General features: G+C 58.2%; 32 protein-coding genes. 31 read left to right on the top strand and 1 reads right to left on the bottom strand.

Annotated features, from left to right (window positions below):
• The first annotated feature begins 51 nt into the window (after positions 1–51).
• The 16 genes from rpsL (at position 52) to MAF45_RS06640 (ending at position 10,632) form a co-directional block, all read left to right on the top strand.
• Positions 52–429, top strand: a complete 378-nt coding sequence (gene rpsL, locus MAF45_RS06715; protein ID WP_237978819.1) for a 30S ribosomal protein S12 — start codon at positions 52–54, stop codon at positions 427–429.
• 143 nt (positions 430–572) lie between these two features.
• The gene (gene rpsG / locus MAF45_RS06710) at positions 573–1,043 is read left to right on the top strand and encodes a 30S ribosomal protein S7 (protein ID WP_237978818.1); all 471 of its coding nucleotides are present in this window, start codon (positions 573–575) and stop codon (positions 1,041–1,043) included.
• Between the two features lie 60 nt (positions 1,044–1,103).
• Positions 1,104–3,206 (top strand): elongation factor G, encoded by a 2,103-nt coding sequence (fusA, locus tag MAF45_RS06705; protein ID WP_237978817.1) that lies wholly within the window; start codon positions 1,104–1,106, stop codon positions 3,204–3,206.
• Positions 3,207–3,265: 59 nt separating this feature from the next.
• Entirely contained in the window at positions 3,266–4,456 is a 1,191-nt protein-coding gene (tuf, locus tag MAF45_RS06700; RefSeq protein ID WP_237978816.1) for an elongation factor Tu, read from the top strand.
• 115 nt (positions 4,457–4,571) lie between these two features.
• Positions 4,572–4,883 (top strand): 30S ribosomal protein S10, encoded by a 312-nt coding sequence (gene rpsJ / locus MAF45_RS06695; RefSeq protein ID WP_237978814.1) that lies wholly within the window; start codon positions 4,572–4,574, stop codon positions 4,881–4,883.
• A gap of 134 nt (positions 4,884–5,017) precedes the next feature.
• Complete coding sequence (gene rplC / locus MAF45_RS06690; RefSeq protein ID WP_237978812.1) at positions 5,018–5,662, top strand: 50S ribosomal protein L3; 645 nt, start codon at positions 5,018–5,020, stop codon at positions 5,660–5,662.
• 10 nt (positions 5,663–5,672) lie between these two features.
• A complete protein-coding gene (rplD, locus tag MAF45_RS06685; RefSeq protein ID WP_237978811.1) occupies positions 5,673–6,296 on the top strand; it encodes a 50S ribosomal protein L4 in 624 nt (207 codons plus the stop codon).
• Positions 6,293–6,592 (top strand): 50S ribosomal protein L23, encoded by a 300-nt coding sequence (rplW, locus tag MAF45_RS06680; protein WP_237978809.1) that lies wholly within the window; start codon positions 6,293–6,295, stop codon positions 6,590–6,592. The genes rplD and rplW overlap by 4 nt, the downstream gene beginning before the upstream one ends.
• Complete coding sequence (rplB, locus tag MAF45_RS06675) at positions 6,592–7,419, top strand: 50S ribosomal protein L2 (RefSeq protein WP_237978807.1); 828 nt, start codon at positions 6,592–6,594, stop codon at positions 7,417–7,419. The genes rplW and rplB overlap by 1 nt, the downstream gene beginning before the upstream one ends.
• 10 nt (positions 7,420–7,429) lie before the next feature.
• Positions 7,430–7,711 (top strand): 30S ribosomal protein S19, encoded by a 282-nt coding sequence (gene rpsS / locus MAF45_RS06670; protein ID WP_237978806.1) that lies wholly within the window; start codon positions 7,430–7,432, stop codon positions 7,709–7,711.
• Positions 7,712–7,721: 10 nt separating this feature from the next.
• The gene (gene rplV, locus MAF45_RS06665) at positions 7,722–8,063 is read left to right on the top strand and encodes a 50S ribosomal protein L22 (protein ID WP_237978805.1); all 342 of its coding nucleotides are present in this window, start codon (positions 7,722–7,724) and stop codon (positions 8,061–8,063) included.
• Between the two features lie 9 nt (positions 8,064–8,072).
• On the top strand, positions 8,073–8,846 hold the full coding sequence (gene rpsC, locus MAF45_RS06660; protein WP_237978804.1) for a 30S ribosomal protein S3: 774 nt from the start codon (positions 8,073–8,075) through the stop codon (positions 8,844–8,846).
• A gap of 3 nt (positions 8,847–8,849) precedes the next feature.
• Positions 8,850–9,266, top strand: coding sequence for a 50S ribosomal protein L16 (gene rplP, locus MAF45_RS06655; RefSeq protein WP_237978803.1), 417 nt, complete (start codon positions 8,850–8,852; stop codon positions 9,264–9,266).
• Between the two features lie 10 nt (positions 9,267–9,276).
• Entirely contained in the window at positions 9,277–9,468 is a 192-nt protein-coding gene (gene rpmC, locus MAF45_RS06650; RefSeq protein ID WP_237978802.1) for a 50S ribosomal protein L29, read from the top strand.
• On the top strand, positions 9,468–9,743 hold the full coding sequence (gene rpsQ / locus MAF45_RS06645) for a 30S ribosomal protein S17 (protein ID WP_237978800.1): 276 nt from the start codon (positions 9,468–9,470) through the stop codon (positions 9,741–9,743). Before rpmC ends, rpsQ begins: the two co-directional genes overlap by 1 nt.
• A gap of 433 nt (positions 9,744–10,176) precedes the next feature.
• Positions 10,177–10,632 carry a reverse transcriptase family protein gene (locus tag MAF45_RS06640; RefSeq protein WP_237978799.1) on the top strand — a complete coding sequence of 152 codons (456 nt, stop codon included), beginning with the start codon at positions 10,177–10,179 and terminating at the stop codon, positions 10,630–10,632.
• Between the two features lie 24 nt (positions 10,633–10,656).
• Here MAF45_RS06640 and MAF45_RS11305 read toward each other — a convergent pair whose 3' ends face one another.
• On the bottom strand, positions 10,657–10,782 hold the full coding sequence (locus tag MAF45_RS11305) for a hypothetical protein (protein WP_283207025.1): 126 nt from the start codon (positions 10,780–10,782) through the stop codon (positions 10,657–10,659).
• Between the two features lie 674 nt (positions 10,783–11,456).
• On the opposite strand from MAF45_RS11305, the gene rplN reads away from it, so the two are divergent.
• The 15 genes from rplN (at position 11,457) to rpsD (ending at position 18,739) form a co-directional block, all read left to right on the top strand.
• Positions 11,457–11,825 carry a 50S ribosomal protein L14 gene (gene rplN, locus MAF45_RS06635; protein WP_237978798.1) on the top strand — a complete coding sequence of 123 codons (369 nt, stop codon included), beginning with the start codon at positions 11,457–11,459 and terminating at the stop codon, positions 11,823–11,825.
• 10 nt (positions 11,826–11,835) lie between these two features.
• Complete coding sequence (rplX, locus tag MAF45_RS06630) at positions 11,836–12,153, top strand: 50S ribosomal protein L24 (RefSeq protein ID WP_237978797.1); 318 nt, start codon at positions 11,836–11,838, stop codon at positions 12,151–12,153.
• Between the two features lie 9 nt (positions 12,154–12,162).
• Complete coding sequence (rplE, locus tag MAF45_RS06625; protein ID WP_237978795.1) at positions 12,163–12,702, top strand: 50S ribosomal protein L5; 540 nt, start codon at positions 12,163–12,165, stop codon at positions 12,700–12,702.
• Between the two features lie 12 nt (positions 12,703–12,714).
• The gene (gene rpsN / locus MAF45_RS06620) at positions 12,715–13,020 is read left to right on the top strand and encodes a 30S ribosomal protein S14 (protein ID WP_237978794.1); all 306 of its coding nucleotides are present in this window, start codon (positions 12,715–12,717) and stop codon (positions 13,018–13,020) included.
• A 16-nt stretch (positions 13,021–13,036) separates the two neighbouring features.
• Positions 13,037–13,432 carry a 30S ribosomal protein S8 gene (gene rpsH, locus MAF45_RS06615; RefSeq protein ID WP_237978792.1) on the top strand — a complete coding sequence of 132 codons (396 nt, stop codon included), beginning with the start codon at positions 13,037–13,039 and terminating at the stop codon, positions 13,430–13,432.
• Positions 13,433–13,445: 13 nt separating this feature from the next.
• Positions 13,446–13,979 carry a 50S ribosomal protein L6 gene (gene rplF, locus MAF45_RS06610; RefSeq protein WP_237978790.1) on the top strand — a complete coding sequence of 178 codons (534 nt, stop codon included), beginning with the start codon at positions 13,446–13,448 and terminating at the stop codon, positions 13,977–13,979.
• A gap of 11 nt (positions 13,980–13,990) precedes the next feature.
• A complete protein-coding gene (gene rplR, locus MAF45_RS06605) occupies positions 13,991–14,359 on the top strand; it encodes a 50S ribosomal protein L18 (protein WP_237978789.1) in 369 nt (122 codons plus the stop codon).
• Between the two features lie 14 nt (positions 14,360–14,373).
• The gene (gene rpsE, locus MAF45_RS06600) at positions 14,374–14,886 is read left to right on the top strand and encodes a 30S ribosomal protein S5 (RefSeq protein WP_237978787.1); all 513 of its coding nucleotides are present in this window, start codon (positions 14,374–14,376) and stop codon (positions 14,884–14,886) included.
• A 16-nt stretch (positions 14,887–14,902) separates the two neighbouring features.
• Entirely contained in the window at positions 14,903–15,085 is a 183-nt protein-coding gene (rpmD, locus tag MAF45_RS06595; protein WP_237978785.1) for a 50S ribosomal protein L30, read from the top strand.
• 14 nt (positions 15,086–15,099) lie between these two features.
• Positions 15,100–15,540 (top strand): 50S ribosomal protein L15, encoded by a 441-nt coding sequence (gene rplO, locus MAF45_RS06590; protein WP_237978784.1) that lies wholly within the window; start codon positions 15,100–15,102, stop codon positions 15,538–15,540.
• A 22-nt stretch (positions 15,541–15,562) separates the two neighbouring features.
• Positions 15,563–16,888 (top strand): preprotein translocase subunit SecY, encoded by a 1,326-nt coding sequence (gene secY / locus MAF45_RS06585; RefSeq protein ID WP_237978783.1) that lies wholly within the window; start codon positions 15,563–15,565, stop codon positions 16,886–16,888.
• Positions 16,889–17,087: 199 nt separating this feature from the next.
• A complete protein-coding gene (gene rpmJ / locus MAF45_RS06580) occupies positions 17,088–17,201 on the top strand; it encodes a 50S ribosomal protein L36 (RefSeq protein ID WP_237978782.1) in 114 nt (37 codons plus the stop codon).
• Positions 17,202–17,219: 18 nt separating this feature from the next.
• A complete protein-coding gene (gene rpsM, locus MAF45_RS06575) occupies positions 17,220–17,585 on the top strand; it encodes a 30S ribosomal protein S13 (RefSeq protein WP_237978780.1) in 366 nt (121 codons plus the stop codon).
• 14 nt (positions 17,586–17,599) lie between these two features.
• Entirely contained in the window at positions 17,600–18,022 is a 423-nt protein-coding gene (gene rpsK / locus MAF45_RS06570) for a 30S ribosomal protein S11 (RefSeq protein ID WP_237978779.1), read from the top strand.
• A gap of 90 nt (positions 18,023–18,112) precedes the next feature.
• The gene (gene rpsD, locus MAF45_RS06565) at positions 18,113–18,739 is read left to right on the top strand and encodes a 30S ribosomal protein S4 (RefSeq protein ID WP_237978778.1); all 627 of its coding nucleotides are present in this window, start codon (positions 18,113–18,115) and stop codon (positions 18,737–18,739) included.
• Positions 18,740–18,859 lie beyond the last annotated feature (120 nt).

Here is an 18,859-nt window from a genome sequence, read left to right as displayed (position 1 = left end):
AGCCAACGGAAACTTTTAATTTAAAAGTTTTTTATTTAACGGACGTTTTTAATGCCAACTATCAATCAGCTTGTGCGCAAGCCTCGCACTCTCACTCATGAGAAGAGCAAGAGCCCTGCGCTGAAGAACAGCCCGCAGAAGCGCGGTGTCTGCACCCGTGTCTACACCACCACCCCGAAGAAGCCGAACTCCGCTCTTCGTAAGGTTGCGAAGGTTCGCCTCACCAATGGCTTCGAAGTCATTTCCTACATCGGCGGCGAAGGGCACAACCTGCAGGAGCACTCCGTGGTGCTTATCCGCGGCGGCCGTGTGAAGGATCTGCCGGGCGTGCGTTACCATATCGTCCGCGGTTCTCTGGATACCCAGGGCGTCAAGGACCGCAAGCAGTCCCGTTCGAAGTACGGCGCGAAGCGCCCGAAGGCTGCCTGATCATCGCAGAGCAGCTGCAAGGACAGAACGGCAGAGTCGGTTTATCCGAATGCCGAGTAAGTCGCAGCCTGCAGTAAGTGGCTGCTGGATATATGGCCCGCCATAATGGGTCAAAATGACTGAAGATTTAACGAGAGGAAAGAATGCCCCGTCGTCGTGAAGTACCCAAACGTGAAGTCCTGCCGGATCCTAAGTTCGGCAGCGTTGAAATCACCAAGTTCATTAATGTGATCATGCTGGACGGCAAGAAGGCCGTCGCCGAGCGCATCGTCTATGGCGCTCTCCAGCAGATTCAGGAAAAATCCGGCAAGGACCCGCTGGAAGTTTTCACTACAGCTCTGAATAACGTCCGTCCGTTGGTTGAAGTGAAGAGCCGCCGCGTCGGCGGTGCGAACTACCAGGTCCCTGTCGAAATCCGCCCGATTCGCCGCATGGCGCTGGCTATGCGCTGGTTGCGTGAATCCGCGAAGAGCCGTTCCGAAAAATCCATGCCCCAGCGCCTCGCCGGTGAGCTGATGGATGCCGCTGAGGGCCGCGGCGGTGCGGTTAAGAAGCGCGATGAGGTCCATCGCATGGCTGAAGCCAACAAGGCGTTCTCCCACTTCCGCTTCTAATTTTTCAAACAAGGGAGGGCGTTTGCTGAAAACGCCTCCCTTTAAAGGGACAAATTTACTATGCGTACCACTCCGATTGAGCGCTATCGCAACATTGGTATTTCTGCCCATATTGACGCGGGCAAAACGACCACGACCGAGCGCATTCTGTTCTACACCGGCGTGAACCACAAGATCGGCGAAGTCCATGACGGCGCGGCCACGATGGACTGGATGGAGCAGGAACAGGAGCGCGGCATCACGATTACCTCCGCCTGCACGACCTGCTTCTGGCACGGCATGAAGATGCAGTATCCGGATGCCTATCGTCTGAACATCATCGATACCCCGGGGCACGTGGATTTCACGGTGGAAGTTGAGCGCTCCATGCGCGTACTCGACGGCGCTGTGATGGTCTATGACTCCGTTGGCGGCGTGCAGCCCCAGTCCGAGACGGTCTGGCGCCAGGCGGAGCGCTATCACGTGCCCCGCATCGCTTTCGTGAACAAGATGGACCGCGTCGGCGCGAATTTCTTCCGCGTCTATGATCAGATGAAGACCCGCCTGAAGGGCCACCCCGTTCCCGTTGTCATTCCGCTGGGCGCTGAGGATTCCTTCAAAGGCGTGATCGACCTGCTAGAAATGAAGGCCATCATCTGGGACGAAGCCTCCCAGGGCACCAAGTTCGACTACGAGGAGATCCCCGCGGAGCTGGTGGACCAGGCCAAGGAATGGCGCGAGAAGATGATTGAGTCTGCTGCCGAGGCAAACGACGAGCTCATGGAAAAGTATCTCGAGAACGGAGAGCTTTCCAACGAGGACATCATCAAGGGCCTTCGCCAGCTCACCATTGCCAACAAGGCTCAGCCGATGTTCTGCGGCTCGGCCTTCAAGAACAAGGGCGTGCAGCGCATGCTTGACGGCGTGATCGAGTTCCTGCCCTCTCCTGTCGACATTCCCCCGGTTCAGGGCTTTGACCTGAACGATCAGCCTGTCGAGCGCCGCGCCGACGACAAGGAATACGCGAGTTGCCTGGTCTTCAAGATCATGACCGACCCCTTCGTTGGCCAGATCTCGTTCCTGCGCGTCTACTCCGGCGTCATGATTTCCGGTGAAACCGTGCTCAATGCCACGAAGGACAAGAAGGAGCGTCTGGGCCGCCTGCTGCAGATGCATGCGAATCACCGCAAGGAAATCAAGGAAGTCGAGGCCGGCGATATTGCCGCTGCCGTGGGACTGAAGACGGTCACCACCGGCGATACGCTCTGCGACATCGATCACCCGGTCATTCTGGAAAAGATGGAATTCCCGGAGCCCGTGATTTCTGAGGCTGTCGAGCCCAAGACCAAGGCCGACCAGGAGAAGATGGCTCTCGCCCTTCAGCGTCTGGCTCAGGAGGATCCGTCCTTCCGCGTCCACACCGATGAAGAGTCCGGCCAGACCATTATTTCCGGCATGGGCGAGCTGCACCTCGACGTGCTGGTTGACCGTATGCGCCGCGAGTTCAATGTCGAAGCGACGGTCGGCAAGCCCCAGGTGGCGTACCGCGAGACGATCCGCGCCACGGTTGAGAAGGCGGAATGCAAGTTCGTCAAGCAGACCGGCGGCCGTGGCCAGTACGGTCACGTTGTGCTCAAGCTTGAGCCGCTCCCTGCGGGCAAGGGCTTCGAGTTCGTCGACGCCATTAAGGGCGGCGTGGTGCCGCGTGAGTACATCCCGGCCGTCCAGAAGGGCATTGAGGACTCTCTGAAGTCCGGCGTGCTCGCCGGCTATCCGGTGGTTGACGTGAGGGCGACCCTGTACTTCGGCTCCTACCACGAGGTGGACTCGAACGAAAACGCGTTCAAGGTGGCCGCTTCTATGGCTTTCAAGGACGGTCTGCGCCAGGGCAAACCCGTTCTGCTCGAACCGATCATGAAGGTCGAGGTCGAGACTCCGGAAGAGAGCATGGGCGACGTGGTCGGCGATCTGTCTTCCCGCCGCGGCAAGGTTGACGGCATGGACGACATGGAAAATGGCGGAAAGGCCATTCGCGCCATGGTGCCGCTGGCTGAAATGTTCGGGTACGCGACCCGTCTGCGTTCGCTCACCAAGGGACGCGCTACGTACGTGATGGAATTCGATCACTACGAGGAAACCCCGCGCAACGTGACCGAAGCCGTCATCGCAGAAAAAGCAAAGTAATTTGATGATCTGAGATAAAATAACCAGATCTTCACAGCAATTCCCAATAAGGAAGAAAAATGGCAAAAGAGAAGTATGTACGTTCCAAGCCCCACGTGAACGTGGGCACGATCGGTCACGTTGACCACGGCAAGACCACCCTGACGGCTGCGCTCACGACCGTCCTCGCCCAGAAGTTCGGCGGGCATGCCATGGCTTATGATCAGATTGACGCGGCTCCTGAGGAGAAGGCCCGCGGCATCACGATCAACTCCGCTCACGTGGAGTACGAGACCGAGAAGCGCCACTACGCTCACGTGGACTGCCCGGGGCACGCCGACTATGTGAAGAACATGATCACGGGCGCGGCCCAGATGGACGGCGCCATCCTGGTGGTGGCCGCCTCCGACGGCCCGATGCCCCAGACCCGCGAGCACATTCTGCTTGCCCGTCAGGTCGGCGTTCCGAACATCATCGTCTACCTGAACAAGTGCGACCTGGTTGACGATCCGGAGTTGCTTGAACTGGTCGAGATGGAAGTCCGCGACCTGCTGACCGAGTACAAGTTCCCCGGCGACGAAATCCCGATCATCAAGGGATCTGCGAAGCTGGCCCTGGAAGGCGATCAGTCCGAGTACGGCGTTCCCTCCATCCTGAAGCTGGCTGAGACGATGGACACGTACTTCCCGGAGCCCGTGCGCGAGCTTGACAAGCCGTTCCTGATGCCAATCGAGGACGTGTTCTCGATTTCCGGCCGCGGCACGGTGGTGACGGGCCGCGTTGAGCGTGGCACGATCCGCGTGGGCGACGAAATTGAAATCGTGGGCATCAAGCCGACTCAGAAGACGACCTGCACGGGCGTTGAGATGTTCCGTAAGCTGCTCGACGAGGGCGAGGCCGGTGACAACATCGGCTGCCTGCTGCGTGGCACGAAGCGCGAGGAAGTCGAGCGCGGCCAGGTGGTTGCCAAGCCCGGCACGATCACCCCGCACACGAAGTTCACAGCTCAGGTGTACGTGCTGAAGAAGGAAGAAGGCGGCCGTCACACCCCGTTCTTCAAGGGGTATCGTCCGCAGTTCTACTTCCGCACGACGGACGTGACCGGCACGATCGAGCTCGAAGAGGGCGTTGAGATGGTGATGCCTGGCGACAACACGACGATGACCGTCACGCTGATCGCCCCGATCGCCATGGAAGAGGGCCTGCGCTTCGCTATTCGCGAAGGCGGTCACACGGTTGGCGCCGGCGTTGTGGCCAAGATTCTTGAGTAAACTCAAGGATTACCAACTGCCGGGCTTCGGCGGTTGACAAAACAAACAGGGTCGAGATAAAATCTCGACCCTGTTTTGTTGTTTGTTCTTTCTAAGTTCTTTTAGGAAATTTGAAATGCAGTCTCAGCGCATCCGCATCCGCCTCAAGGCCTATGACTACAAACTGATCGACCAGTCCGCTCAGGAAATCGTCGATACGGCCAAACGCACTGGCGCCGTTGTCCGCGGCCCGGTTCCCCTTCCCACCCGCTTCCAGCGGTTCGACATCCTGCGCTCCCCTCACATCAACAAGACCAGCCGCGATCAGTTTGAAATCCGCACGCATCAGCGCCTGATGGACATCATTGATCCGACGGACAAGACGGTTGACGCCCTGATGAAGCTGGATCTTCCGGCCGGCGTGGATGTGAAGATTAAGGTGGAGTAACGGATTTGATTTTGCCCGGGTTGCAGCAATTCAGCCTTTGGGTTAAAATCGCACCTATTTTTGCCGCCAGTACTCTTTTTGGCGGCGCTTTTAAGTAACGGTCCCGGCCAATCGTAGCCGGGGTGGAGAAAACAATGAGTGATAAGCTTGGCCTTGTTGGTCGCAAGGTCGGCATGACGCGCATTTTCACGGATGACGGCAAGTCTGTTCCCGTGACTGTGCTCGATGTGTCGAACAACCGTGTCACGGCAGTTAAGACTGAAGCAACCGACGGCTACAACGCCATTCAGGTTGCCTTTGGCACCCGCCGTCCTAGCCGCGTGACGAAAGCCCTTGCCGGCCAGTTCGCCAAAGCCGGTGTTGAAGCCGGCTCTACCCTTAAAGAATTTCACGTTGACGCTGATAAGCTTGATTCCTACAAGCCCGGTCAGGTCCTTAGCGTAGAAATGTTCACCGTCGGGCAGAAGGTCGATGTGACCGCCCGTACGATCGGCAAAGGCTACGCGGGCGTGATCAAGCGTCACCACTTCAGTTCCGGGCGTGCGAGCCACGGCAACTCCGTGACGACGAATTCCCCCGGTTCGACCGGCAACCGCCAGGACCCGGGCCGCGTGTTCCCCGGCAAGCGCATGGCCGGTCATCTCGGCGATGTCCAGCGCACCACCCAGAATCTGGTTGTTGCCCGTGTGGACGCTGCCCGCGGTCTGCTGTTAGTCCGTGGCGCTGTTCCCGGCGCTGCGAACGGTCAGGTTGTCGTCCGTCCTGCAGTTAAGGCGTAAGGAGTGACCCATGGAACTGAATGTTATTAACGAACAGGGTAAGGAAACCGCCAAGCTGGCGGCTGCCGATGCCGTGTTTGGCTGCGAATACAACGAAGCTCTGATTCATCAGATCGTTGTCGCTTTCATGGCGAACGCACGCCAGGGAACTCGCGCGCAGAAAACCCGCGCCGAAGTTCACCACAGCACCAAGAAGCCGTTTAAGCAGAAGGGCACCGGCCGCGCTCGCGCCGGCATGAGCTCTTCTCCTCTGTGGCGCAAGGGCGGCCGCGCCTTCCCGAACCTTCCGGATGAGAATTTCAGTCAGAAGGTCAACAAGAAGATGTATCGCGCCGCGCTGTCTTCGATCTTCTCGAAGCTGGTTGCGGACGGCCGTCTGGTCGTGGTCGAGTCGCTCGATGTCGAGTCTCCCAAGACCAAGACTTTTGCCGCCAAGGCCAAGGCTCTGGGCGTTGCCGATTCGGCTCTGTTTATTGCCAACGAAGTCAGCGACAATCTTTATCTTGCTTCCCGCAACCTGAAGAATGTCTCTGTTGTTACGCCGCGCTACGCTGATCCGCTTTCCCTTATTCACTACAAGAACGTGGTGGTTGAGAAAGCTGCGATCGCCAAGATCGAGGAGATGCTGGGATGAGCCAGGAACGTCTTTACAAGGTGCTGGTTGGCCCGATCGTCTCTGAAAAGAGCACCATGATCGCCGACAAAAACAACCAGGTTGCCTTCCGCGTTGCCAAGGACGCGACCAAGAAAGAAGTGAAGGATGCAGTCGAGCTGCTGTTCAAGGTGCAGGTTGACTCCGTCCAGGTTACTAACCTGAAGGGCAAGCAGAAACGCTTTGGCCGCTTTGAGGGGCGTCGTTCGGATGTCCGCAAGGCTTACGTGTGCCTCAAGCCTGGTCAGGACATTAACTTCGCGCAGGAGGTGAAGTAATGGCTCTCGTCAGCATGAAGCCGACGTCCGCCGGACGCCGTCACATGGTCAAGGTTGTTCATCCGGAACTTCACAAGGGCAAGCCTTTCGCTGCGCTTACCGAAAAGAAGAACCGCATCAACGGCCGCGACAATTTCGGTCACATTACGACCCGTCATAAGGGCGGCGGCCACAAGCGCGCCTATCGCCTGATTGATTTCCTCCGCAACAAGGACGGCATCCCCGCCCGTGTGGAGAGGATTGAGTACGATCCGAACCGTTCCGCGCACATCGCTCTGGTGCTGTACGCCGACGGCGAACGCCGCTACATCATCGCCCCGAAGGGCCTGACTGCCGGCTCCGAGATCGTGAACGGCTCCGAGGCCGCCATCAAGGTCGGCAACTGCCTGCCCCTTCGCAACATCCCGGTCGGCACCACTATCTGTTGCGTTGAGCTCTTCCCGGGCAAAGGCGCTCAGCTCGCCCGCGCTGCCGGCTCCAACGCTCAGCTGATCGCTCGTGAAGGCGAGTACGCTCAGGTTCGCCTGCGTTCCGGCGAAGTGCGCCGCATCGGCATCAACTGCCGTGCCACCATTGGCGTGGTCTCCAACGACGACCACAACCTGCGCGAGCTCGGCAAGGCCGGCGCCAACCGTTGGCGCGGTATCCGCCCGACGGTCCGCGGCGTTGTGATGAACCCGGTGGATCACCCGCACGGCGGTGGCGAAGGCAAGACTGGTACGGGCCGCGCCCCGGTTACTCCGTGGGGCCAGCTCACCCGTGGCTACCGTACTCGCAACAACAAGCGCACTGACAGCATGATCGTTCAGCGTCGCTATCGCAAATAAGGGGGCGTGAATGTCTCGTTCACTCAAAAAGGGACCGTTTGTTGACGCTTCCCTGATGAAAAAGGTTGAAAAGGCCCAGGAAACCCGCGATAAGCGGCCGCTGAAGACCTGGTCCCGTCGTTCTACCATCGTTCCGGAAATGATTGGCCTGACGATCGCCGTGCACAACGGCCGTCAGCATGTTCCGGTTTATATCAATGAGAATATGGTTGGCCACAAGCTGGGCGAGTTCGCCATGACGAGGACCTTCCATGGTCACGCGCTTTCTGCCGATAAAAAGGCAGGCGCCTAAGGGGTAAAAGATGGAAACTACTGCTATTGTTCGCGGTGTGCGCCTGTCGGCCCAGCGTGGCCGCCTCGTTGCCGACCTCGTCCGCGGCAAGCCTGTTGACAAGGCCCTTAATATTCTGGCTTTCACCCAGAAGAAGGCCGCCGTCATTATCCGCAAGGCTCTGGAGTCTGCGATTGCGAACGCCGAGCACAATTTCGGTGCGGATATTGATGAACTTTATGTGTCCAAGATCTACGTCGAGAAGGCCTCCACGCTGCGCCGTTTCCAGGCTCGCGCGAAGGGCCGCGGTTGCCGTATTGGCAAGCAGACGGCTCACGTTTTTGTGACTGTCAGCGACGCGAAAGCTAAGTAAAGGTGAATTATGGGTCAGAAAATCAATCCCACCGGCTTCCGTCTGCCCGTGACGCGCAACTGGACGTCCCGCTGGTATGCGGTTGGCCGCAACTTTTCTCGTACTCTGGCTGAGGACCTGAAGGTTCGCAGCTTCCTTCAGAAGAAGCTGAAGAACGCCTCCGTCGGCCGCATCCTCATCGAGCGTCCGGCCAACAACGCCCGCATTACGATCTACACGGCCCGTCCCGGCATCGTGATCGGCAAGCAGGGCGCTGACATTGAGGTGCTGAAGGCTGAGGTCCAGAAGATGATGGGCGTTCCTGTCCACATCGACATCGAAGAAATCCGCCGTCCGGAGCTTTGCGCGGTGCTCGTCGCCGAGTCGATCACCCAGCAGCTCGAGAAGCGCATCATGTTCCGCCGCGCCATGAAGCGCGCCATGCAGAATGCCATGCGTCTTGGCGCCAAGGGCATCAAGATCATGTCGTCCGGCCGCCTGAACGGCGCCGAGATCGCCCGTACCGAGTGGTACCGCGAAGGCCGCGTTCCACTTCATACCCTTCGCGCCAACATCGACTACGGCTTCTCTGAGGCTCACACCACGTATGGCGTGATCGGCGTCAAGGTCTGGATCTACAAGGGTGACGACCTCAGCGTTGATACGGCTATGGAGCCGGCTCCTGAGCGCGAGCATCGCGCCCGCCGCAACGGCGATCGCCCCGCTCGTCCGGGTGCCCGCCGCGGCGCCGGCCATCGCAACAACGAGGCTGAGGCTACGGCTTCAGCCAAAGACGGAGAATAAACAATGCTGCAACCTAAGCGTACAAAGTACCGCAAGGACCAGAAGGGCCGCAACAACGGCCTGGCCCAGCGCGGCGCCAATGTTGCCTTCGGCGACTTCGGCCTGAAGACGCTCGAGCGCGGTCGCATTACGGCTCGCCAGATTGAGGCAGCCCGTCGTGCGATCAGCCGCCACATCAAGCGCGGTGGTCGCGTTTGGATCCGCATTTTCCCGGATAAGCCCATTTCTTCCAAGCCTGCGGAAGTCCGTATGGGCAATGGCAAGGGTGATCCCGAGTACTGGGTGGCCCAGGTTCAGCCGGGTCGCGTTCTTTATGAAATGGACGGCGTGGACGAGTCCGTGGCTCGTGAGGCCTTCGCTCTGGCAGCTGCTAAGCTGCCCGTGAAGACCACGTTCGTTGTTCGCCAGATCGGCATGTAAGGAGACGGCAATGGACGTTAAAGAACTCAAGGGCCTCGACGAGGCCGCTCTTAAGAAGGAACTGAATGACCTCCATCAGGCGCTTTTCAAGCTCCGCCTGCAGAAGGCCACTCAGCAGCTTCATAACACCAACCAGATTCGCAATACGCGGCACGACATTGCCCGTATCAAGACGATTCTCGCTCAGAAGGCCGCTAAATAATGACTGAAGAAAAAGTTGAGAAGTCCGAGGGCCACTCGCTGACTGGTGTGGTGCTCAGCGACAAGATGGACAAGACGATTACGGTGCTTGTTGAGCGCCGCGTCAAGCATCCGATCTACGGCAAGTATGTCATCAAGAGCCGCAAGGTTCATGTCCATGACGAAGCCAACGAGGCCGCTGAGGGCGATACCGTTCAGATTTCCGAGACCCGTCCTATTTCCAAGACGGTTCACTGGAAGCTCGACCGCGTCGTGACCAAGGCTCAGAAGATTTAATTTTTACAAAAAGATTAAATCTGCAGCCCCCGCCCGAAAGGACGGGGGCTTTTGCTAGTGCGCTCGGCATGAGCGCGTTCTAACGGGTGAAAGTCCCGAGTGCAGGAGACAGCACCAAGCACATAGCCGGAGGCAAGGGCGTCCGCCGCGAGACGGAATCTGAAGGAAGCCCGAGGCAAACCGCCGATCCGACGAACAGGAACCGCATAAGGCATACGAGGAAGGATGAGCCTGCTAGACAAGGCGAAGTCCCCAGCTGTCCGGATTCCGAGGTGTCAATGCGGCGGATGCATGGCGGGAAAGAACGTGTTCTAACCCGAGGAGATCTCGCGGACATGAAGCCTCCCGGCTCATGGAGTAAAGCCTGCCGCGAGAAGTCAGCAGAGGGCATAGTAACCGGAGCAGCAGTTGGCGAAGGCCCGAATCCAGCGGAGTGTCATCCAGGAGATGCAAAGCCTCACGGCGCAGAAAACCAGAACCTGCCCGGCACCGGATTACCCGCGGAACGGGGAAAGAGTGCCGGGAGGGCGCAAAGACCGTCATAGCGAAGGAAGAGACGACACATGCTGAGCCCGACTTTTCGGGCATCACGCGCGAGAGGATACTGAGCCCCTCCAACCTTCTGCTCGCCCTGAAGCAGGTCGAGTCGAACAAAGGGGCTCCCGGCGTGGACGGGATGAGGACCGAAGAGGTTCGGGACTACATCGTCAGCCACCCGGGCGATCTCACGAGCGCGGTGCGCGAGGGGCGTTACCGCCCCTCCCCCGTGAAGTGGGTGACCATTCCTAAACCAGAGAAAGGGAAATACAGAGATCTTGGAATCCCGACAGTCCTCGACCGGCTTGTCCAGCAGGCCGTGCGCAGGTACTCGGGATGCGCTACGACCTGACGTTCTCGGACTCGAACTGCGGCTTCAGGCCGAACCGGGGCGTCTCAGCACCATCTTCCGGTCCTTGTCGTAGCCGACGACATCGCAATGGCTTTTGGCAAGATCAATGCCGATGACAACAGCGGGGTTGCCTGAGAAGGTAGAATTCATGGTGGAGCGCTCCTCTTTTTGGGATAACTCAGTTATAACCCCGGGCGGGGTTATCTTCTGAGAAATAAGGGCGCTCCTTTTTTTTCTAATGAAGGTTTCATGATGGATGGTCGCTGAATAATGCTCCGCTGCAGGGGCTGACCATCCCATTAAACAGACCGCGAGGCCTGCCTACCAGACCGGTACGGGCGGTGGTGTGAGAGGACGGCGGGCGAACCGCCCGCCTCCTACTCGATTTGAGACAGCAGCGGCCAGACCCGGCCGACAGGTTTTGAGCGCTCAAGCGCGCCATGTGCCTTGCGCCGGGCGGTTGAAATTCACAGCAACTTCGGATATACTGCGGCACCCTGCGCCTTGCTCATTTCCGGATTCTACGAATAAGCCGGAAAAGGGTACCCGCAGACCCGAGATGAGGAGGAAATTCCGGAGAGGAGGCTCCTCCTTGTTAACGCGGTCCCTGGTTGAAAAATCATGAGCAGTTTGGGTTGCAAAGCTTTTAATTTTGAGGCATAATCCTGAACTCTGCTTTTCCGGGCTGGTGATCAAGCCTGTCAGGGAAAGACAGCTCAGCAGCTGAAAACGCACGAGCCAGCTGGCTCGGAACGCTTCAGCTTTCTCCCGTACGGGACCAATACTGTCCGCTTTTGCGGCATAAGTTGGATAAATAAGTAGCCATGATTCAGATGCAAACTCGACTGGACGTCGCCGACAACACCGGCGCCCGTTCAGTAATGTGTATCAAGGTGCTCGGCGGCTCTAAGCGCCGCTATGCCACCGTTGGTGACATTATCAAAGTCACGGTCAAGGAAGCGGCTCCGCGCGGCCGCGTCAAGAAGGGCGAGGTGTACGACGCCGTTGTGGTTCGCACTGCCGCCGCCATTCGTCGTCCGGACGGCTCCTGCATTCGCTTTGATAAGAATGCCGCCGTTCTTCTCGACAACAAGAAAGAGCCGATTGGCACTCGTATCTTCGGGCCGGTTACGCGCGAGCTGCGCACCGAGCAGTTCATGAAGATCGTGTCCCTGGCTCCTGAAGTGATCTAAGGAGATAACGATGCAGCGTATCCGTAAAGGTGACGAAGTCATCGTTACCACCGGCAAGTTCAAGGGCACCAAGGGTACTGTGGTTGCTCGCGTTGATGACCGCCATGTGGTCGTCGAGGGCGTCAACGTCGTCAAGAAGCACGTCCGCCCGAACCCCATGATCAACCAGCCTGGCGGCATTGTTGAGAAGACGATGCCGATCGACCAGAGCAATGTCATGCTGTTCAACCCCGCCACCAAGAAGGGTGAACGCGTGTCTTTCAAGATCGTTGACGGCAAGAAAGTCCGTGTGTTCAAGGACGGTTCTGTTGTCGGCGCCAAGGCTTAAGGAGTCGTGATGTCTCGTTTCCATACTCTGTACTCCGAAAAGATTGTTCCCGAGCTCACCAAGAAGTTCGGCTACAAGTCCATTATGGAAGTGCCCCGCATCACCAAGATCACCCTGAACATGGGTGTTGGTGAAGCTGTTAATGACAAGAAGATCATTGAAAACGCCGTCGGCGACATGACCAAGATTGCCGGTCAGAAGCCGATCGTGACGTATACCCGCAAGGCCATCGCTAACTTCAAGATTCGTGAAGGCATGCCGATTGGTTGCATGGTGACGCTGCGCGGCGACCGCATGTACGACTTCCTTGATCGCCTCGTTACCATCGCTTTCCCGCGCGTGCGCGACTTCCGCGGCGTTTCCGGCAGGGCGTTCGACGGCCGCGGCAACTACAACATCGGCCTGCGCGAGCAGATCATCTTCCCGGAAATCGAATACGACAAGATCGATGCGATCCGCGGTATGAACATCAGTATTACTACGACGGCTAAGACGGACGAAGAAGGCAAGGCTCTTCTCGCCGGCTTTAATTTCCCGTTCCGCAATTGAGGCAGGTGTCAAATGGCTAAACTCGCAGTTATCAATCGCGAAAAGAAGCGTGAAGCGACTGTCGCTAAGTTCGCGGCCAAGCGCGCTGCTCTCAAGGCGATTATCAACGACTCCACTCGCACGATGGAAGAGCGGATGGAAGCCCGCGCGCAGTTGCAGGCTCTGCCCCGCAATGCAAGCCCGGTTCGTCTGCGCAACCGCTGCGCTCTGACCGGCCGTCCCCGCGGAACGTTCCGCAAATTCGGCCTGTCCCGTTCCATGATCCGTGATGCCGCGATGCGCGGCGATATTCCTGGCCTGGTCAAGGCCAGCTGGTAAGCGAGGAGATTACACAATGAGCATGAGTGATCCGATCGCCGATATGCTGACCCGCATCCGTAACGGGCAGATTGTCGACAAGACGGAAGTGGTGATGCCCTCCTCCAAGCTGAAGGTGGCCATTGCCAAGGTCTTGAAAGACGAAGGCTATATCGACGGTTTTACTGTTAGCACCAAGGATGGCAAGTCCGAACTCCGCATCGGCCTGAAGTATTATTCCGGCCGCCCTGTGATTGAACGCATTGAACGAGTTTCCCGTCCCGGACTCCGTGTCTACAAGAATCATCAGGATATCCCGCAGGTCATGAACGGCCTGGGCGTTGCGAGCGTCTCCACCCCGAAGGGCGTGATGACGGACCGTGCGGCCCGCGCTGCCGGCGTCGGCGGTGAAGTCCTGTGCTACGTTGCTTAATTGGAGGAAGAGAATGTCGCGAATTGCAAAAGTTCCGGTCGTCCTTTCCTCCGGCGTCGAGTGCAAGGTCACTGCCGATAGCATCACCCTCAAGGGCAAGGTCGGTGAAGTTTCCACCCACATCCTTCCCCGCGTGAACATTGTTCAGGAAGGCAGTAGCCTGAAGTTCTCTGCCAAGGACGATTCTCGCGAAGCCAATCAGAACTCCGGCACCATGACCGCCATCGTGCGTTCCATGAACAAGGGAGTTTCCGAAGGCTACACGAAGACCCTCACGCTGGTTGGCGTGGGCTACCGTGCGCAGGCCCAGGGCAACAAGCTCAATCTGTCGCTCGGCTTCTCCCATCCTGTGGTGCATGAAATGCCGGCCGGCGTGGTCGTGAAGACCCCGACCCCGACCTCCATTGTTATTTCTGGTGCTGACAAGCAGCTGATCGGACAGGTCGCTGCTGATGTTCGCTCCTACCGCAAGCCGGAACCCTACAAGGGCAAGGGCATTCGGTACGAGAATGAAGTTGTCATCATTAAAGAAACCAAGAAGAAGTAAGAGAGACGGATATGATCAATAAAAAAGAAAGCCGTCTGCGTCGCGCGCGTGCCACGCGTGCCCGCATCAAGCTGCAGAAGGTGAACCGCCTGACGGTCTATCGTTCGAATCTGCACATTTACGCGAGCATCATCAGCGCTGACGGAAGCCGTGTGCTCGTGTCTGCCTCTACGGTGGAGCCCGAGGTTCGCGCTCAGCTCGCGAGCGTGAAGGGCCACGGCGGCAATGTGAACGCCGCTAAGATCGTGGGCACCCGCATTGCCGAGAAGGCGAAGAAGGCCGGAATTGAAAGCTGCGCCTTCGATCGTTCCGGTTACCGTTATCACGGCCGCGTTGCTGCGCTGGCCGAGGCCGCTCGTGAAGCCGGTCTCAAGTTCTAAGGACATGGGCAACTATGGCTAAGTTTCAAGGAAAAAACGCGGCGGCTGAGGACAACTACCGCGAGAAAATGATTGCGGTCAACCGCGTGACCAAGGTCGTTAAGGGCGGCCGAATTCTTGCATTCGCCGCCCTGACGGTTGTCGGCGACGGCGAGGGCCGCGTCGGCATGGGCAAGGGCAAGTCCCGCGAAGTTCCGGCTGCCGTTCAGAAGGCTATGGACCGAGCCCGCCACGACATGAAGAAGTTCCCGCTCAATCACGGGACCGTCTACCACGTCGTCACCGGCCACCACGGCGCTTCCACCGTGATGCTGCGCCCGGCTCCTGAAGGTACCGGCATTATCGCCGGCGGCCCGATGCGCGCCATCTGCAACGCCATTGGCATCACCGATGTGTTTGCCAAGTCCTATGGCTCTGCGAATCCCTACAACATGGTTCGCGCGACTTTTGATGCTCTGAGCAACATGCGTTCTCCGGCCGAGATTGCAGCCAAGCGCGGCAAGAAGGTCGAGGATCTTGTTGGCTAAGTTTGGAGAAGATTAAATGGCTGACAAGAAGACTGTTAAAGTCACCCTGGTTCGCAGCCCGATCGGCTGCAAGGCTGACCACCGCAAGACGGTTCTCGGCCTGGGCCTGAAGAAGATCCGCCAGACCCGCGAGCTCGAAGACACGCCTGCCGTGCGCGGCATGATCAACAAGGTTTCCTACCTTGTGCGTGCTGAATGATCTGAGGATAAAAAATGCGTTTGAATACGATTAAGCCCGCTGAGGGTTCCAAGTCCGCGGTCCGCCGTGTCGGCCGCGGCGTTGGCTCCGGCATGGGCAAGACCGCTACTCGTGGTCACAAGGGCCAGAAGTCCCGTGCTGGCGGCTTCCACAAGGTGGGTTTCGAAGGCGGCCAGATGCCGATCTACCGCCGTCTGCCGAAGCGCGGCTTCACCTCCCTTACCCACAAGTATGTGGAGGAAGTCCGCCTGAGCGACCTTGAGAAGCTCCCGGTTGACGAGATCGATCTGCTTGTTCTGAAGAAGGCGAATGTCGTGTCGCCGCTCACCGCTGAAGCCCGCGTCATCCTGTCCGGCAAGATCACCCGCAAGGTGACGGTCCGGGGGCTGAGCGTGACCAAAGGCGCCAAGGCGGCCATCGAGGCCGCCGGCGGCACGGTTGTCGCTGCAGAGTAATCTTTCTTCAGTGAGGTAGAACGTGGCGTACAGCCGAAACAAAAAAGAGCAGAGCGGAAGCAAGTACGGCGACCTCAAGCGCCGTCTGCTGTTCCTTGCCTTTGCTCTGATCGTCTACCGGATCGGAGCTCACATTCCGGTTCCGGGCATTGACCCTGATATGCTCCAGCAGCTGTTCAATCAGCAGCAGGGCGGCATTCTCGGGCTGTTCAACATGTTCTCCGGCGGGGCGCTCTCTCGTTTTTCGCTTTTTGCCCTGGGCATCATGCCGTATATTTCTGCAGCCATTATTCTGCAGATGCTGTCCTATGTGATGCCCTCCCTTGAAGCTCTGAGAAAAGAGGGAGAGTCCGGCCGCAGAAAAATCACTCAGTACACTCGCTATACGACTCTGTTCCTGGGCCTGTTTCAGGCCCTGGGCATTTCCGTGGCACTGCAGACCCAGCCGGGCCTGGTCGTCAATCCGGGTCCGGTCTTCCAGTTCACCTGCGTGGTCTCGCTGGTGACCGGGACTATGTTCCTGATGTGGCTGGGCGAGCAGATTACGGAAAGAGGGCTTGGCAACGGTATCTCCATCATCATCTTCGCCGGTATCGTCGCGGGGCTTCCCAATGCGGCGTCCGGCCTGATGTCGCTGGTGAGCACTGGAGCCATCAGCCCGCTCGCGGCTATCTTCGTGATCGCCGTGGTCCTTCTCGTGACCGCCTTCGTGGTGTTCATGGAGAGGGCGCAGCGTCGTATTACGGTGAATTACGCGCGGCGCCAGATTGGCCGGAATATCGTCGGGGGGCAGTCGACCTATCTTCCCCTGAAGATAAACATGGCCAACGTGATTCCGCCGATTTTCGCCTCTTCCCTGATTCTGTTTCCTGCGACGGTGGCAGGCTGGATGACGGCCAGCGACTCCAACCGCTGGTTGCGCGATCTTGCCTCTTCGCTCTCGCCGGGACAGCCGATCTACACGCTGCTGTATGCTGCGCTGATCGTGTTTTTCGCCTACTTCTACACGGCTCTTGTCTTTAATCCGAAGGAGACGGCGGAAAATCTGAAGAAGGGCGGGGCGTTTATCCCCGGCATCCGTCCTGGGGATCAGACGGCGAAGTATGTCGATCGGATCCTCCAGAGGCTCACGCTGAGTGGTGCGATTTACCTGGTGTTTGTGTGTCTGGTTCCTGAATTCCTGAACCTGAAGTTCAACGTTCCGTTCTATTTTGGCGGTACATCGTTGCTCATCGTTGTGGTGGTGGCGATGGACTTCATGACTCAGGTCCAGGCTTACCTGATGTCACAGCAGTATGAAAGTTTGCTGAGGAAGACAAACTTCCAAGGCTTTGGTCGGGGACTTTGACCCCGGCATAATACGGTGCCGGCGGCTTTCTGCAAAAGCCGCGACAAGGGGACCGGGCTCCATGGCTCGGGATTGCGCAGCCGGTGAGATCATTTTTTGTTCAATCCGGTTGTGCAAATCCCGAAAATGGTATATGCTCCCTCCTTCTTGTCAAGAGCATCAGAACCCATGCCGCTGAGCGGCATGGCTGGAGATGAAAATGAAGGTAGCAGCTTCGGTTAAAAAGATGTGCCGCAACTGCAAGATCGTCAAGCGCAAGGGTGTTTTGCGCGTGATCTGCAGCGATCCGCGTCACAAGCAGCGTCAAGGCTAAAGAGGTAAGGAAAAAAAAATGGCTCGTATCGCCGGTATTAATATTCCGCCGAATCAGCATGCCGTCATCGGGTTGACCGCCATTTATGGCATCGGCCGCACCCGCGCTGGCGACATCTGTGATGCCTGCGGTGTTCCGCAGGACAAGTTGGTCAAAGACCTCAATGATGAAGAGCTTGAGAAGATCCGCGATGCGGTTTCCAAGTTCACCGTTGAGGGTGACCTCCGTCGTGAAATTCAGCTTTCGATCAAGCGTCTGATCGACCTGGGGACCTATCGCGGCATGCGTCATCGCCGTGGGCTTCCGGTCCGTGGTCAGCGTACTCGCACCAACGCCCGCACCCGCAAGGGACCGCGCAAGGTTGGTGTCACGCTCAAGAAGTAATTTCGAGGTAAAGAATGGCTGGCACAACTACCAATAAGAAAGCCGCAGGATCCGCTTCTGCCGCCCGCGGCCGCAAGAAGGTCCGCAAGGTCGTGACGGAAGGCGTCGCGCACATCCACGCGTCCTTCAACAACACGATTATTTCCATCACCGATCGCCAGGGGAACGTCATTTCGGCGTCTTCTTCCGGCGCTCAGGGTTTCAAAGGCTCGCGCAAGTCCACTTCGTTCGCCGCTCAGGTGGCCAGCGAACAGGCTGCCCGCGCTGCCCTTGAATTCGGCCTTAAGAGCGTCGACGTTCAGGTCACCGGGCCCGGCCCCGGCCGCGAGAGCTCCATCCGCGCCCTGAACTCCGTGGGTATTCGCGTCACCTCCATCCAGGACGTGACCCCGATCCCGCACAACGGTGTGCGTCCTTCGAAGCGCCGCCGCGTTTAACATCAACAACATTTCCGTGTCCTTTCTCCATCAACCGAGAGAAAAGACTGAATGCGGAGTGATTCCGCAGGATAAGAGAGGCTAATTTAAATGGCACGTTATCTCGGTCCCAAGCTCAAGCTCGCGCGTCGTGAGGGTTGTGATCTCAACCTGAAGAGCGCTCGCCGTTCCTTCGACTCGAAAGTTAAGGACGCCGAAACCAAACCGGGCCAGCACGGCAAGATTTCCGGCGCCAGGATGTCCGACTACGGCACCCAGCTTCGCGAAAAGCAGAAGGTCAAGCGCATGTACGGCATCCTTGAGCGCCAGTTCCGCCGCATTTTCAAGACCGCTGAAGCCCGGCGCGGCAACACTGGTACAAACCTTATGCTGCTCCTTGAGAGCCGCCTTGACAATGTGGTTTACCGTATGGGCTTTGCATCCACCCGTGCAGAAGCCCGCCAGCTGGTGAACCACGGCGCGATCGCTGTCAACGGACAGCGCGTCGATATTCCTTCCGCCCTGGTGAAAGCCGGGGATGTCGTCTCCGTCCGCGAGAAGGCCCGCAAGCAGGCCCGCATCGCCGAGGCTCTTGAACTGGCTACCCAGAACGGTTTCCCCGGCTGGGTCTCCGTCGATGCCAAGAAGTTTGAAGGCACCTTCAAGAACCTGCCTGAGCGCGAAGAGTTCAACCCTGAGGTCAACGAAGCCCTGATCGTTGAACTTTATTCTCGTTAATCAGGCTGCATCTGACCGGTTCCCCAGCGGGGAATCGGCCAGTTACAATTTTCAGACGCGGATGGACCAACTGGGGCGCTGTCCGCGTTTTTTCCTCAGCCCCTGACCTCCATCAGCCTT

Source organism: Mesosutterella porci (assembly GCF_022134585.1).
GTDB classification, from domain to species: Bacteria; Pseudomonadota; Gammaproteobacteria; order Burkholderiales; family Burkholderiaceae_F; genus Mesosutterella; species Mesosutterella porci.
Note: the sequence above shows the minus strand (reverse complement) of the source record. Positions and strands in the feature narration are given on the sequence as shown.

What these genes read in the sequence shown, in the direction of transcription:
- rpsL (WP_237978819.1), top strand. Translation starts at nt 52, where the DNA reads ATGCCAACTATCAATCAGCTTGTGCGCAAGCCTCGCACTCTCACTCAT.
- rpsG (WP_237978818.1), top strand. Translation starts at nt 573, where the DNA reads ATGCCCCGTCGTCGTGAAGTACCCAAACGTGAAGTCCTGCCGGATCCT.
- fusA (WP_237978817.1), top strand. Translation starts at nt 1,104, where the DNA reads ATGCGTACCACTCCGATTGAGCGCTATCGCAACATTGGTATTTCTGCC.
- tuf (WP_237978816.1), top strand. Translation starts at nt 3,266, where the DNA reads ATGGCAAAAGAGAAGTATGTACGTTCCAAGCCCCACGTGAACGTGGGC.
- rpsJ (WP_237978814.1), top strand. Translation starts at nt 4,572, where the DNA reads ATGCAGTCTCAGCGCATCCGCATCCGCCTCAAGGCCTATGACTACAAA.
- rplC (WP_237978812.1), top strand. Translation starts at nt 5,018, where the DNA reads ATGAGTGATAAGCTTGGCCTTGTTGGTCGCAAGGTCGGCATGACGCGC.
- rplD (WP_237978811.1), top strand. Translation starts at nt 5,673, where the DNA reads ATGGAACTGAATGTTATTAACGAACAGGGTAAGGAAACCGCCAAGCTG.
- rplW (WP_237978809.1), top strand. Translation starts at nt 6,293, where the DNA reads ATGAGCCAGGAACGTCTTTACAAGGTGCTGGTTGGCCCGATCGTCTCT.
- rplB (WP_237978807.1), top strand. Translation starts at nt 6,592, where the DNA reads ATGGCTCTCGTCAGCATGAAGCCGACGTCCGCCGGACGCCGTCACATG.
- rpsS (WP_237978806.1), top strand. Translation starts at nt 7,430, where the DNA reads ATGTCTCGTTCACTCAAAAAGGGACCGTTTGTTGACGCTTCCCTGATG.
- rplV (WP_237978805.1), top strand. Translation starts at nt 7,722, where the DNA reads ATGGAAACTACTGCTATTGTTCGCGGTGTGCGCCTGTCGGCCCAGCGT.
- rpsC (WP_237978804.1), top strand. Translation starts at nt 8,073, where the DNA reads ATGGGTCAGAAAATCAATCCCACCGGCTTCCGTCTGCCCGTGACGCGC.
- rplP (WP_237978803.1), top strand. Translation starts at nt 8,850, where the DNA reads ATGCTGCAACCTAAGCGTACAAAGTACCGCAAGGACCAGAAGGGCCGC.
- rpmC (WP_237978802.1), top strand. Translation starts at nt 9,277, where the DNA reads ATGGACGTTAAAGAACTCAAGGGCCTCGACGAGGCCGCTCTTAAGAAG.
- rpsQ (WP_237978800.1), top strand. Translation starts at nt 9,468, where the DNA reads ATGACTGAAGAAAAAGTTGAGAAGTCCGAGGGCCACTCGCTGACTGGT.
- MAF45_RS11305 (WP_283207025.1), bottom strand. Translation starts at nt 10,782, where the DNA reads ATGAATTCTACCTTCTCAGGCAACCCCGCTGTTGTCATCGGCATTGAT.
- rplN (WP_237978798.1), top strand. Translation starts at nt 11,457, where the DNA reads ATGATTCAGATGCAAACTCGACTGGACGTCGCCGACAACACCGGCGCC.
- rplX (WP_237978797.1), top strand. Translation starts at nt 11,836, where the DNA reads ATGCAGCGTATCCGTAAAGGTGACGAAGTCATCGTTACCACCGGCAAG.
- rplE (WP_237978795.1), top strand. Translation starts at nt 12,163, where the DNA reads ATGTCTCGTTTCCATACTCTGTACTCCGAAAAGATTGTTCCCGAGCTC.
- rpsN (WP_237978794.1), top strand. Translation starts at nt 12,715, where the DNA reads ATGGCTAAACTCGCAGTTATCAATCGCGAAAAGAAGCGTGAAGCGACT.
- rpsH (WP_237978792.1), top strand. Translation starts at nt 13,037, where the DNA reads ATGAGCATGAGTGATCCGATCGCCGATATGCTGACCCGCATCCGTAAC.
- rplF (WP_237978790.1), top strand. Translation starts at nt 13,446, where the DNA reads ATGTCGCGAATTGCAAAAGTTCCGGTCGTCCTTTCCTCCGGCGTCGAG.
- rplR (WP_237978789.1), top strand. Translation starts at nt 13,991, where the DNA reads ATGATCAATAAAAAAGAAAGCCGTCTGCGTCGCGCGCGTGCCACGCGT.
- rpsE (WP_237978787.1), top strand. Translation starts at nt 14,374, where the DNA reads ATGGCTAAGTTTCAAGGAAAAAACGCGGCGGCTGAGGACAACTACCGC.
- rpmD (WP_237978785.1), top strand. Translation starts at nt 14,903, where the DNA reads ATGGCTGACAAGAAGACTGTTAAAGTCACCCTGGTTCGCAGCCCGATC.
- rplO (WP_237978784.1), top strand. Translation starts at nt 15,100, where the DNA reads ATGCGTTTGAATACGATTAAGCCCGCTGAGGGTTCCAAGTCCGCGGTC.
- rpmJ (WP_237978782.1), top strand. Translation starts at nt 17,088, where the DNA reads ATGAAGGTAGCAGCTTCGGTTAAAAAGATGTGCCGCAACTGCAAGATC.
- rpsM (WP_237978780.1), top strand. Translation starts at nt 17,220, where the DNA reads ATGGCTCGTATCGCCGGTATTAATATTCCGCCGAATCAGCATGCCGTC.
- rpsK (WP_237978779.1), top strand. Translation starts at nt 17,600, where the DNA reads ATGGCTGGCACAACTACCAATAAGAAAGCCGCAGGATCCGCTTCTGCC.
- rpsD (WP_237978778.1), top strand. Translation starts at nt 18,113, where the DNA reads ATGGCACGTTATCTCGGTCCCAAGCTCAAGCTCGCGCGTCGTGAGGGT.